Consider the following 13,265-nt stretch of genomic DNA (forward strand, 5'->3'; position numbering starts at 1 on the left):
AAAATGATGTTTTGAATTTTATGCTCTTGCAAAAAACTAAAAAGCTAAGGTACACAAAGACTTTTCAATAACACAAGCTGAGACATTAAAAATATTTAAAATATTGGAAAAATATTTAAGATATTAGAACAGTGTTTAAGATATTGGGAAAGTGCCTGAAATATTGAGAAAAAATTTAAGATATTGAAAGTTCTTGGGAAAATGCCTGTTCTTTGCTTTATGACAATGAAAAATGTCTCCTGAGGTATACTTGGGGAAAATACCTAGGATAGCAAGTGCCTGAGAGAGTGAACGTCAATGTATGAAATTGGGAAATTGGATGTGAGTCATGAAGATTAATGGTAATGAAATTCGCCCCGGAAATGTGATTGAACATCAAGGAAGTTTGTGGGTGGCCGTTAAATGCAATGCTGTTAAACCAGGCAAAGGGGGTGCATTTAATCAGGTTGAACTAAAAAATGTGATCGATGGAACCAAGCTCAATGAAAGGTTTCGTGCTGCTGAAACTGTTGAAAAAGTGCGGTTAGAACAAAAAGATTTTACCTTTCTTTACCAGCAGGGTGAAGCGTTGGTTTTCATGGATACGGAATCTTATGAACAGCTTGAATTACAAAGAGATTTTGTCGGCGATCGCGCGGCTTTCTTACAAGATGGGATGACGGTCACTGTTGAACTTCACGAGGAAAAACCTCTTGGTATATCCTTGCCGGATCAAGTTACTGTTACCATTGCTGAAGCCGATCCTGCCATTAAAGGGCAAACGGTAACATCTTCTTATAAGCCTGCTATTCTTGAAAATGGCATTCGTATTCTTGTGCCCCCTTTTGTTCAAGCAGGTGAGCGGATCATTGTTGATACTAATGAATTAACTTATATACGCCGCGTAAGTGAAAAGGGGTAAGATATGGCTCGTTCTGCTATCATGAATGTTATGGTTCAAGCAGCTTTGAGAGCGGGTCGCTCTTTAGTTCGTGATTATGGTGAAATACAAAATTTGCAAGTCTCTTTAAAAGGGCCAGCTGACTATGTTAGCCAAGCGGATCGTAAAGCGGAACAAATCGTTTTCGCTGAATTGAACAAAGCACGGCCGAGTTTTGGTTTTTTGATGGAAGAAACAGGCAACATTGTTGGGGAAGATCCTCAGCATCGTTTTATTGTTGATCCTTTAGACGGGACAACCAATTTTTTACACGGCATTCCTTTTTTTGCGGTTTCCATTGCTTTGGAACGGCAAGGACAGATTGTTGCGGGTGTGATTTATAATCCTATTTTGGATGAGCTTTTTACGGTAGAGCGTGGCCAGGGTGCTTTTTTTAATGATCGGCGTTGCCGTGTGGCAGGGCGGAGAAAATTGTCAGAATGTGTGATTGCAACCGGCATGCCTCATTTGGGTCGCCCGCAGCGTGGGCATTATCTGGTTGAATTGCGCAATGTGATGGCTGAAGTAGCAGGGGTGCGCCGTTTTGGTGCAGCAGCTCTTGATTTGGCCTATGTGGCGGTTGGCAGAACCGATGGCTTTTGGGAAAGTCATTTGCGGATTTGGGATGTAGCGGCTGGAATCTTGATGGTGCGTGAGGCAGGAGGGTTTGTTAGCGACCAAGTCGATGAAGGTGATTCTTCCCGTGTGAAAAATATTGTTGCTGGTAATGAAATCATTCACGCTGAATTAAAGAAAGTGCTCAAAAAACCTGTTTGAAAGCATTAAGAAATTTGAGCTGTAGAGCCCATGCCAGCCCATGCCAGCCGATGCTTTGAGGCTCTACGATCTGAGCCTCATGCGTTTGAAGCCTTAAAGATTTAGAAGCTCAGGGGGCAATCCCGAAAAAGTGAGCAGCCCTACAGATTTAGGGTTGAGGGATTTTATCCCTGGGAATTAAGGTTTATGGGAGCAGTTCTGAGATCGGGAGGCTTTATAGAGTTAAGGTTGAAAGGGATGAAATCCCCGCAAAATTAAGGCTCAAGGAGATGAAATCCCTGATGAAAATTGCAAGTTGCTCCAATGGGCATAAATACCATTCTGTGCGACCAATTGTGCATGCGTTCCTTCTTCCACAAGCGTTCCTTGATCAATCACAAGAATGCGATCTGCCTTCAAAACTGTTGCTAAATGGTGAGCAATCACCAAGGTTGTGCGGTTGTGCATAAGATTTTCTAAGGCTTTTTGTACCAGATGTTCATTATTGGCATCTAAGGCTGATGTTGCTTCATCCAAAAGCAAAAGGGGAGCATTTCTTAAAATAGCCCGGGCAATACTAATCCGTTGTTTTTGCCCCCCAGAAAGCATGACGCCCCGTTCTCCCACTTTGCTGTCAAAGCCATCGGGGAGAGTTTCGATAAATTCAAGCGCATTCGCTGCTTGAGAGGCCGCAATAATTTGCTCTTGGCTCGCATTTTCTGCGCCAAAGGCAATATTGTCCCGTATCGTACCCTCAAAAATAGCAACATCTTGCGAAACATAAGCCATGGAAGAGCGTAAATCATGCAAGGAAAGCTGGTTTAAATCTACACCATCAAACTGGATATGGCCGCTTGTTGGGTCATAAAAGCGCAAAATGAGAGAAAAAATCGTGCTCTTTCCTGCCCCTGAGGGCCCTACAAAAGCAACGGTTTCACCAGCTTTGATAGAAAAGGAAAGATTTTGTAAGATTTTTTTCTGTGGTCTGGATGGATAATGAAAATCAACCTGATCAAAAAGAATCGCCCCTTGAATAGGCTGCTTCAATGGTAAAGGAGAAGCGGGCGTCGTAATGGTTGGTTTTTCTTGCAACCAGTTAAACAATTCTTCTGCAGCATTTGCTGCTTGCCGCAATTCTGTTCCCATTTCTGGTAATTGCGCAAAAGTTGCGGCACCAAAAATGGCATAGATAATAAATTGGCTTAAAGTTCCGCCAGACATGGTGCCATAGAGCACATCATGTGATCCGATCCACAAAACCGCAACAATACTACTAAAAATAAGAAAAATCGCAAAGCCAGTAAACAGAGAACGCACGGTGATCGAAATTTTCGCTGTTTGAAAGCTATGTTCTATCAATTTGGAAAAGCGGTTAGCAATAAAGGGTTCTGCCGTATAGGCTTGCACTGTGCGAATAGCGCTCATTTGTTCAACGGCTAAACTATTGGTTTCAGACAGTTTATTGTGTGCGGTGCGTGCATGTGTGCGGACTTGGCGCCCCAAAAGTATAAGAGGGATAACCACAAAGGGGATAGCGAGCAAAACAAGAAAGGATAATTTAGCATTTGTGATGACCATCATGATGATGGCCCCGACCACGATAATAAGCTGGCGCAAAGCTGTAGACATTTTGGAGCCAATGGCCAATTTCACTTGGGTTGTGTGTGTAGCGAGTTGTGTAACAATGTCACCAGAATGGGAGCGGTCAAAAAAATCAGGTGAGAGTTGTAAGATATGGGTAAAAATATCGCGCTGTAAATCAGCAACAACACGTTCCCCCAATATGATAACACAATAATAACGGCTTGCTGAAGCTGCAGCCAAAAACAAAGTAAGCACAAATAAAGTGCCAAAATAACTATTGATACCCTCATGACGAGACGCGTGAAAACCATGATCAAGCATTTGCCGGATAGCAATGGGCAAAGCCAGTGTGATGGCGGCAGCTGCCAGTAATGAGGTGAGCGACCCAACAATCAGCCAGCGATGGCGTATAAGATAGGGGAGAAGATGCGTATATAAAGATAAAGCATTCTTTATCTTAAAAGCTTGTGTTGAAGGCGCAGAATGATTTGGAGCTGTTGAGTGCAAAGGGGTTTTCATGTATTCGACTGATTAAGACTTTGAGTAATCGATTGTGTTTGAACCCTTGTTTTTTGATGCATGCTCAGCTATAGGGAAACCAACTCAATGAATGTATCAAAAAGGCGAAGAGAGTGCACTTAAAAAATATTAAAGAGCTTTTCTTCGTTCTCTGAAAACAGAAAGTTTGCCGTATGAAACCCAATATTCATCCTGACTATCATCAGATTTATGTTGTTATGACTGATGGAACCAAATATACGACGCGTTCAACATGGGGAAAAGAAGGGGATACATTGAATTTGGATATTGATCCCACAACCCATCCGGCGTGGATTGGTGGGTCACAAACACTTGTTGACCGTGGCGGACGTGTTTCCAAATTTAAAAACCGCTTTGGAAATCTTGGCGTATAATTTTTGCTTCAATCTTGGTGGGGGCTTTATTTGATAAAGTCCCAACGAGACCAGGCCTAAAAAAGCAAAGCCCTTAAAGGAAAAGATTTAAAAGAGGGCTTTACCTTAAGAAATTTAAGAATAAGAAATTTAAGGAAAATCCTTTTAGGGTTGAAAAAGATTAAGCGACGCAAAGGTTGCTTTTTTCGCAGATTTTACCGATAGTTTGGTTTTTCCGTGCTTTTACTGATCAATAAGGCGCTTGTTTTCAGCCTGAAGAAGCGCCTATCAGGAGGCTACAAAATCCCTATTTATAGTGTCTTACAGGTCGTTGCAGGGGGATCAGGCCCCATAAAAGGGATAGCCAAAGAAAGGGCAATAATTACAGGAAAGTGGCCCATGAAAGGGGGGCAGAAAGCACCCACCTCATGAGAAAGAATCCTTAATTCGCCTGATTAAAAAAACGGATCGTTTTTCAACAGAGAGCCAAAATTTTAAACAAACACTCTTTATTTTAAACAAACACTCTTTTAAGCAGCCACTATTAAAAGCGGACATGATTATAAACAGGCGCTATTTTAAGCTGATAATGCCGCTAAAACTTCATCACTCACATCAAAATTAGCATAGACATTTTGCACGTCGTCATCTTCTTCCAATGTAGAGATGAGGCGTAAAATTGACATGGCTTTTTCTTCATCGACAGGGGCAAGTGTGGTTGGCTTCCAAATGGTTTTGATGGATTCTGCCTCGCCTAGGGTTGCTTCAAGCATTTTTGAAACTTCGCCAATATCTTCAAACGCACACGTAATATGATGACCTGTTTCTTCTGATTGCACGTCTTCCGCGCCTGCTTCAATGGCGGCTTCCATAACGCTTTCTGCTGTACCGGCTTCAGGCTTGTAGATAATTTCACCAATCCGGTTAAACATAAAGCCTACTGACCCTGTTTCCCCCAAAGCACCGCCAGCTTTGGTAAAGGCTGCACGCACATTGGAAGCGGTGCGGTTACGGTTATCGGTGAGGGCTTCAACAATGATAGCCACGCCGCCAGGGCCGTATCCCTCATACCGGACTTCATCATAATTTTCGACATCCCCGCCTGAAGCTTTCTTAATCGCTCGTTCAATATTATCTTTTGGCATCGATTGTGATTTAGCATTTTGCACAGCAAGTCTTAAACGCGGGTTCATCGCCGGGTCAGGAGAACCTTGTTTGGCAGCAACCGTAATTTCACGTGCAAGTTTAGAAAATACCTTTGAGCGTACTGCATCTTGGCGCCCTTTACGGTGCATAATATTTTTAAATTGTGAATGGCCTGCCATTGGCTCCCTCTCTGTTTAATGAGTGAGTGATCGATACTATTTCGCTTGTGCTTAAAAAGCACTTATGAAAGGGTATAGACGATTGAACGAAGGCCTTTATAAAAAAAATCCTATCAAAGGTAAAGATCCTCATAAAGAGAGATATCTTGTCGTGGCATAAAAATCACGTTATAAACAAAGGATCACGCTATAAAAAGGGGTCATTGTGTGATAGAAGTAATGTATTCGCAGCCAAAGTGGGATGTTAATGTCTTAATTTAAGGAGATATTCGTGTCTACTGATTTGGGGCGAATGAAGAGGGCCTCTTTTTTTATATAAAATTTATATAGAAAAAGAGCGCAAACCCTGTGGCTTGACGAAACTGTGATCTGCTGGTCCCTATGATTTGAAAAAATCTATGGTTAAAAAACCTTTGGCTTGAAAAACTCGTGATTTGATGATCTACAGATTGAAAAATCTACAGTTTGAAAATGGGCAGTTTCCTGCCTTTAAAAAGGAAAGCAAGCTACCTTTAAAAAAGGAAAGATAAGGAATAAGAAAAATGGCAACGCAACTCTTGATGCCCAAAGCAACAGCTGTTTGGCTGGTTGATAATACAGCACTTTCTTTTGAACAAATTGCAGATTTTTGTAAATTGCATGTGTTGGAGGTAAAAGCGATTGCCGATGGTGACAGTTCTTGCAGTATTAAAGGGCTTAACCCTATCAGCTCTGGGCAATTGACACGCAGTGAGATTACGCGCGTTGAGGCAGATCCAACAGCTCGTCTTAAACTTGCTGAATCTAAAGTAAACATTCCTCTTCCTAAGCGTAAAGGTGCACGCTACATTCCTCTTTCTCGGCGCCAAGACCGCCCAAATGGAATTTTATGGTTGGTACTCAACCATCCTGAATTAAAAGATGCACAAATTGCACGATTAATTGGAACAACAAAGTCAACCATTGAGCAAATTCGTAATAGAACCCATTGGAATAGCTCTAATCTTACTCCTATGGACCCTGTTGGGTTGGGATTGTGTTCGCAAATTGATTTCGAGATTGAATTGCGGCGTGCTGCAAAAAATCGTCCTCAGTCTGAACAGCGGGATGAAACTTTGTTGCCTGCATCTGTTACAGAAAATGCTCTCTTCGATTTAATGAGAAAGAAGGGGGAAGATAAATCTATAAAGAATCAAGAATTTGACGCAGATAAGGTTTTTGCTAAATTAAATACACAGGTAAGAGACGCGCAAGACGCTGAATAGATATTTTAAGAGAGGTTTTAAAAAGGGCACAGCAGAGACGCAAGTCAAACAGGTGATACTTATGCCTTAAGGCGTTTGTGTTTCCTAGCGGGCGGCTTTGACAAAGGGGCTTTGATAAAATGGCCCTATCAATAGGGTAAGGTGAGAGATTTTTGTTAAAAGATGAAAAATAAAAAAAGAAGACGAGTATAAAAAAGACAAAGATTTTTCTTACTTAATTCTTGTTGGGATTTTTTTAATGATACTGCATTAAATTTTCCCTTTTAGTGCTTTTAAATTACCCCAACTTTGACCTTTATAAGGAGGAGAATGAGCGTATGGGTTTTGTTCACAGAATTATCCGCTGTCCATTGACTATGGTCTTTGTTTGTTTGCTAAGTGTGGCTGGATGTGGGAAAAAAAATATCAATCCAACCAATGGTATGGGATTTTTTGCAAACAATGCAGAGTATAGTTATGGGAATGCGACGCCAGGTTCAGAGCAAGATTTTGCGATAACTGTTGGTGATCGTGTTTTCTTTAGTCTTGATTCTTCTGTTATTGAAGCGGACGCTCAACGTATTTTAGTGCGCCAAGCAGAATGGTTGCTTCTTTATCCCCATCATACCATCATGATTGAAGGCCATGCGGATGACCGCGGAACACGCGAGTATAATCTAGCTCTTGGGCAACGCCGTGCTATTGCGGTACGGGATTATTTGGTTTCTCTTGGTGTTTCTCCACAACGGATGAAAACCATGTCTTACGGTAAAGAAAGGCCTGTTGCTGTGTGTGATGATATCTCTTGTTGGAATCAAAATCGACGGGTGGTTATTAGCATTACGTCAGGGCGCGGTGCGTAAGGGTTTTTGTCAAAAATCTATTTTTCCTATTGAGAAAGAGAGCTTTATTGCTGAAAAAAGAGCAGGGCGTGTTAACTGCTTAAGGGCATAAGGGTGGTTTTTATAGAAGAGCAATAGCCCTGCAAGCTTTTTACGCAAAGCTTTTTGCCTGCATTGAGCCCGTTTTGTTTTTGTGCTCGCTCCCTTTTAAGAGAGTCTGGCTTTCTTGAGGATGCTCTCTTTTTACGCAAAGCTTTTTGCCTCTATTGAGTCCGTTTTGTTTTTTCGCTCGCTTCCTTTTAAGAGAGTTTGGCTTTCTTGAGAATGCTCTCTTTTTACGCAAAGCTTTTTGCCTCTATTGAGCCCGTTTTGTTTTTGCGCTCACTCCCTTTTAAGAGAGTATGGCTTTCTTGAGGATGCTCTCTTTTTGCGCAAAGCTTTTTGCCTCTATTGAGCCCGTTTTGTTTTTTCGCTCACTTCCTTTTAAGAGAGTTTGTCTTTCTTGAGAATGCTCTCTTTTTGCGCAAAGCTTTTTGCCTCTATTGAGCCCGTTTTGTTTTTGCGCTCGCTTCCTTTTAAGAGAGTCTGGCTTTCTTGAGAATGCTCTCTTTTTGCGCAAAGCTTTTTGCTTCTATTGAGCCCGTTTTGTTTTTGTGCTCGCTTCCTTTTAAGAGAGTTTGTCTTTCTTGAGGATACTCTTTTTTGCAGATTTTTTATTTTTCGCTTTAAGAAGAGGACGAATTCGGGGGGGGAGCGCTTTCATATGATCGTGTTTTTTCGGCAGGCCTGGCCATCTGGCTCTTTTCCCAGCAGACCGTGTTATCCATGTCTTTTCCAGCTGACAAAAAAGATAAGAAGGCAAAAAGAGAAAGGGCTTTTGAGGTATCTTCTAAATATTTTTCGGGTTTTACGTGTGTTCTTTCCCAAAAATTCAAGATAAGGTTGAAGTTCACTGTGAGTCTCGCTACTCTTGGAGCCACTTGAAAAGCTATAAACGCTTTTGTCAGGGTGTTTCAACAGGGATAAATAGTGAACAATATTTTATCAAAGCCTTAAGGAAGGAAAAATCGTTTTCAGTGTTTGTTGAATTAGCAAAAAATGTGTTTAAAGAGTCGGATTTTGCTCAGTGTCAGAAACTGATCTTAGCGGTTTCAGGAGGAAGTGATTCGCTGGCTTTGTTGTTTTTGCTGAGAGACTATTTCAAAACATGGTCTGCTGCTGATGAGACTGTTTCCTCAAGATCTCTTTCTTCTGGGCCACTTTTTTCTGATATTATACCTGAAAATAATTTTCAAAGCACTCCTAAGACGATGCCTGATTTCTCTGAGGCTATCCCTGGGACTATTTCTGAAGAAATGTCTGAAGCTATTTCTGAGATTACTTCCTCTGAACCCTTTTCCTCAGGATCTTTCTCTTCTGGGCTTCTCTCTGCTGAAAATATTCCTGTTAAAAAAATCCCCCCTGAAATTATTGTGGTGACGGTTGATCATCAATTGCGTGCAGAATCTGCTTTGGAAGCAGAAAATGTTGCTGCTCTTTGTCGCGCGTATCACATTAAACATGTCATTGTGCGGTGGGAAGGCGAAAAGCCAAAGACAAATATTGCTCAACAAGCCCGTATTGCCCGCTATGATTTGCTTTTTAAAGAAGCTGAAAAACAAGGTGCAACATTGATTATGACAGGGCATACGCTCAATGATCAGGTGGAAACTTATCACATGCGTCGTCAACGCCTTCACAAGGGTGCTGTTGTTGCTGAGCCAGAGGGAGAGGATGATACAAAGCAAGAGGCCGATACTAGACAAAAAATTGGAGCAGAGAAAAAAGCCAAGCCAGAGATAGAAGTCCAACCAGAGGTCTGCCTAGAAAGAGGGGCAGAAGCTCAACCAGAGACAGAGCTTGCACTCAATGTTGTGCCACAAGCAGAGTCAAAGGCACCCAAAAAGGCCGAGAAAGCGGCGGGTCGTGGTGCATATCAAGAATTTGCTGCTGAAAATGTGGAGCAAGGTTTATCAGGTTACGATGGGGAAAGCTTGTCAGGTTACGATAAGCAAAGTCTATCAGGTTGCGATGGGGAAAGTGTGTCAGGTTGCGATGGGGAAAGTTTATCAGATCAAAATTTATCAAATCAGAGAGAAGAGAGCGATTTATTTTATGAACGGGGTTTAGCCTGTATCCCGAGAGAGGCATTGTTGCGTGGCAAGGTGCGTTTGATCCGCCCTTTACTTGGCGTTAAGCGGAAAATATTGCGTGCTTATTTATCTTTGCAAGGAACATCATGGATCGATGACCCGACCAATGAAGATCGCAAATTTGAACGCGTGCGTGTGCGCCATTCTCTGCATCAACAAAAGCTTGCTGACATCGCCAAAAAGGTTAATCACGCGGCTGTGCAACGGCGCAAACAAGCGCAAGATATTGCAGATTTGATTTTGGCTTTAGATATTTGTGTTGAATATGGGCGTTGCTTTATCAGGAAGCCTGCACCCTTCTTACAACAGCATGCCAGCTTTCCCTTTGTTGTTGGGTTGTTTGTGGTGTTGATGGGGGGCAATCCTTATTTACTGCCTTCTCGAAAAGTGGCAGCGCTTGGGCGAAAATTATCTTTACAGCATCCAGAAAAACAACGTTTCACGCTGGCTGGGTCTGTTATCGAATATAATCACAAAGGCATTGTGTGTTGGCGCGAAGCACGCAACATTAAGGAAGAAATTCTCTTCCCAGGACAAAGCTTGCTGTGGGATGGGCGCTATCAGATCACCAATCATGATGACGAGGCTATCCGCGTTGGACCAGCAGATATTGACCATTTAAAATATTTTCTCAAACAAGGAGCTATGGAGGGTATCTTGAATTTTGAGCGGCCTCATTTTCCCTCTTTACAGTCTCTTTTGATGATTTCGAAGAGTCAAGGCGTTGATATTCCAGATTTGACTCCCCATCTCTATAGTAAGCGCAAAGTCATCATCAAACGTATTATGGCACCCTTTGATTGGTTGTTATCACGCGAAGATGCTGCTATCGTTAATGTTGTAGAGCCTTTATTAAACATCGAGTAAAAGAATTGAAAAAAATTATCCTAAAAGATTAAGAAACCGCTTTCTTTCTCTTGGCAAGGCTGAGACAAGATTATATGCTATAAAGACTTCTTCGAGAACCTGTATCTGATAAATGGGCCAAATATGAATTCTAATTTTCGATCCTTGATGATTTGGGGCCTTATCGCCTTATTTTTAATCGTTTTATTTTCTTTTTTTAATGGCAACAGGCAACGCGCCAGCAATGGTGAGGTTTCCTATTCCGAATTTTTACAAAAGATCGACAATAATGAATTGAAAACGGTGACCATCCAAGGTCAGAAATTAACAGGGCAAACGGCGGATCGTCGTATGATTTCAACTTATGCGCCAAGAGATCCCGGTTTGGTACAAAGATTAAATACAAACAAGGTTAATATTAGAGCTGTGCCCGAAAGCTCTGGCAATAGCATTTTCCTCAATTTATTATTCTCACTGCTTCCTGTTCTGATTATCGTGGGGGCATGGATCTTCTTTATGCGGCAAATGCAAGGGGGATCACGCGGTGCCCTGGGCTTTGGAAAATCAAAAGCAAAATTGCTGACAGAAGCGCAAGGGCGTGTCACCTTTAAAGATGTTGCTGGGGTTGAAGAAGCTAAGCAAGATTTGCAAGAAATTGTCGATTTTTTGCGTGAACCACAAAAATTTCAGCGTTTAGGGGGGCGTATCCCACGAGGCGTTTTGTTGGTGGGACCGCCAGGAACCGGAAAAACATTGCTAGCACGCTCTATTGCTGGGGAAGCCAATGTACCGTTTTTCACCATTTCAGGGTCAGATTTTGTTGAAATGTTTGTTGGTGTTGGAGCAAGCCGTGTGCGCGACATGTTTGAACAGGCGAAGAAAAATGCTCCTTGCATTATCTTTATCGATGAAATTGACGCTGTTGGCCGGCATCGTGGTGCCGGGTTGGGCGGTGGAAATGATGAACGGGAACAGACATTAAACCAGCTGCTGGTTGAAATGGATGGCTTTGAACCCAATGAAAGCATCATTCTTATTGCTGCAACAAACCGGCCAGATGTGTTGGACCCTGCTTTGTTAAGACCAGGGCGGTTTGACCGACAAGTTGTGGTGCCCAACCCTGATGTTGCTGGGCGTGAGAAGATTTTAGAAGTTCATGTGCGCAATGTGCCTTTGGCGCCAAATGTTAATTTGAGAGTTTTAGCACGGGGAACCCCGGGATTTTCAGGGGCGGATTTGATGAATCTTGTCAATGAAGCTGCTTTGATGGCGGCAAGCCGCAATAAAAAAGTGGTCACAATGCAAGAGTTTGAAGATGCCAAAGATAAAGTGATGATGGGGGCTGAACGCCGTTCAACCGCCATGACACAGGAAGAAAAAGAACTCACTGCTTATCACGAAGCAGGGCACGCAATTGTGGCTTTAAATGTGCCTGTCAGTGACCCTGTTCATAAAGCAACAATCGTGCCACGGGGCCGGGCTTTGGGGATGGTGATGCAATTGCCTGAAGGCGATCGTTATTCCATGAGCTATCTCTGGATGGTTTCACGTTTGGCCATTATGATGGGCGGAAGAGTGGCAGAAGAGTTGAAATTTGGCAAAGAAAATATCACCTCTGGGGCTGCATCGGACATTGAACAGGCAACAAAATTGGCCCGTGCTATGATCACCCGGTGGGGGTTTTCCGATATGCTTGGACATGTTGCTTATGGTGACAATCAAGATGAAATCTTTTTGGGCCATTCTGTGGCAAGGACACAAAATATCTCTGAAGAAACCGCCCGCATGATTGATGCTGAGGTACGCAGACTGATTGATGACGCCTATAAAACAGCGACAAAAATTCTCAAAACACAAAATAAACAATGGTTAGCCTTGGCGCAAGGATTATTGGAATATGAAACATTAACGGGGACAGAAATTAATGAAGTGATTGCAGGAAAACCTCCTTCACGCACACAGGGCAGTGATACTGCGCCTTTGCGCACGTCTTCTGTGCCGAAGATTGGCGCTAAAAATAGCAAAGGGGCTTCAAAGTCTGGTGATGCTGAAGAAACAGAACCAAGCGTTGGGACAAAAGCTACCGCAGCGAGTTCTGCTAAAAAGGTGGTAAAAAATGCGTCTGCTAAAAGTGCGGAAAAGAAGGCATCCGGCACACAAGTCAAAGCAGCAACACCGGCCGCAACGTCTATCAAAGCCACATCAGCGAAGGTAGCATCAGCGAAAGCGGAAACAGAGAATGTAGCATCGGCGCAGGCAGCAACAGAGAATGTAGCCATGGTAAAAGCAGCAACAGCCAATGTGGCCAAGAAAAGCGTGGAAAGTGCGCAGGCTGATGATGCTGAAAAAAAACGTCTAGAAGAGCATAATAAATCAGCACATAATAAAAAAGGCAATTTAACGGCAGGAGCCGCAAGCAACACAGAAGATGAAAAGTAAGGGTATCTGCGTGATACGAGAAAGGGAGCCTTCTTTTTTATAGGGGTCCCCTGTTGCACAGCATCATGCTTTTTCAATGATAAGAACCAAATTTGTGAAAATAAGAGCCACGCTCTTATTCTTGCAAGACAGATTGCCAACAAGAATGCGTGAAGATTGAAGCCCATGAGCATTGCACTTTTGTTAAAAATATGAGCATTGAACTTTTGTCAAAAATGATGTGTGAAGATTGAGGTCTCGTAAGGG

Annotated in this window: 9 protein-coding genes; 7 read left to right on the forward strand and 2 right to left on the reverse strand. The window is 42.6% G+C overall.

All coding sequences use genetic code 11. The features are described from left to right. Positions 1 to 328 precede the first annotated feature (328 nt). Positions 329 to 901 (forward strand): elongation factor P, encoded by a 573-nt coding sequence (gene efp, locus BARBAKC583_RS00775; protein WP_005765956.1) that lies wholly within the window; start codon positions 329 to 331, stop codon positions 899 to 901. 3 nt (positions 902 to 904) lie between these two features. Next, positions 905 to 1,696: an inositol monophosphatase family protein gene (locus BARBAKC583_RS00780; protein ID WP_005765958.1), complete on the forward strand. Its 792-nt coding sequence runs from the start codon at positions 905 to 907 to the stop codon at positions 1,694 to 1,696. 261 nt (positions 1,697 to 1,957) lie between these two features. Here the strand turns inward: BARBAKC583_RS00780 and BARBAKC583_RS00785 are convergent, their stop codons facing one another. After that, the gene (locus tag BARBAKC583_RS00785; RefSeq protein WP_005765960.1) at positions 1,958 to 3,778 is read right to left on the reverse strand and encodes an ABC transporter transmembrane domain-containing protein; all 1,821 of its coding nucleotides are present in this window, start codon (positions 3,776 to 3,778) and stop codon (positions 1,958 to 1,960) included. Between the two features lie 173 nt (positions 3,779 to 3,951). Between BARBAKC583_RS00785 and rpmE the strand changes: the two genes are divergently transcribed. Next, the gene (gene rpmE / locus BARBAKC583_RS00800; protein ID WP_005765962.1) at positions 3,952 to 4,173 is read left to right on the forward strand and encodes a 50S ribosomal protein L31; all 222 of its coding nucleotides are present in this window, start codon (positions 3,952 to 3,954) and stop codon (positions 4,171 to 4,173) included. Between the two features lie 557 nt (positions 4,174 to 4,730). Here the strand turns inward: rpmE and BARBAKC583_RS00805 are convergent. Beyond that, positions 4,731 to 5,477 (reverse strand): YebC/PmpR family DNA-binding transcriptional regulator, encoded by a 747-nt coding sequence (locus BARBAKC583_RS00805; protein ID WP_005765964.1) that lies wholly within the window; start codon positions 5,475 to 5,477, stop codon positions 4,731 to 4,733. A 542-nt stretch (positions 5,478 to 6,019) separates the two neighbouring features. Between BARBAKC583_RS00805 and BARBAKC583_RS00810 the strand changes: the two genes are divergently transcribed. The 4 genes from BARBAKC583_RS00810 (at position 6,020) to ftsH (ending at position 13,019) form a co-directional block, all read left to right on the forward strand. Continuing rightward, positions 6,020 to 6,721 carry a DUF1013 domain-containing protein gene (locus BARBAKC583_RS00810; protein ID WP_005765971.1) on the forward strand — a complete coding sequence of 234 codons (702 nt, stop codon included), beginning with the start codon at positions 6,020 to 6,022 and terminating at the stop codon, positions 6,719 to 6,721. Positions 6,722 to 7,038: 317 nt separating this feature from the next. Next, positions 7,039 to 7,563, forward strand: coding sequence for a peptidoglycan-associated lipoprotein Pal (pal, locus tag BARBAKC583_RS00815; RefSeq protein ID WP_005765972.1), 525 nt, complete (start codon positions 7,039 to 7,041; stop codon positions 7,561 to 7,563). Between the two features lie 1,334 nt (positions 7,564 to 8,897). Then, positions 8,898 to 10,601 (forward strand): tRNA lysidine(34) synthetase, encoded by a 1,704-nt coding sequence (locus tag BARBAKC583_RS07200; RefSeq protein ID WP_080512684.1) that lies wholly within the window; start codon positions 8,898 to 8,900, stop codon positions 10,599 to 10,601. A 123-nt stretch (positions 10,602 to 10,724) separates the two neighbouring features. Next, the gene (ftsH, locus tag BARBAKC583_RS00835; RefSeq protein ID WP_005765977.1) at positions 10,725 to 13,019 is read left to right on the forward strand and encodes an ATP-dependent zinc metalloprotease FtsH; all 2,295 of its coding nucleotides are present in this window, start codon (positions 10,725 to 10,727) and stop codon (positions 13,017 to 13,019) included. Positions 13,020 to 13,265 lie beyond the last annotated feature (246 nt).

Origin of the sequence: Bartonella bacilliformis KC583 (genome assembly GCF_000015445.1) — a bacterium.
Lineage (GTDB): Bacteria > Pseudomonadota > Alphaproteobacteria > Rhizobiales > Rhizobiaceae > Bartonella > Bartonella bacilliformis.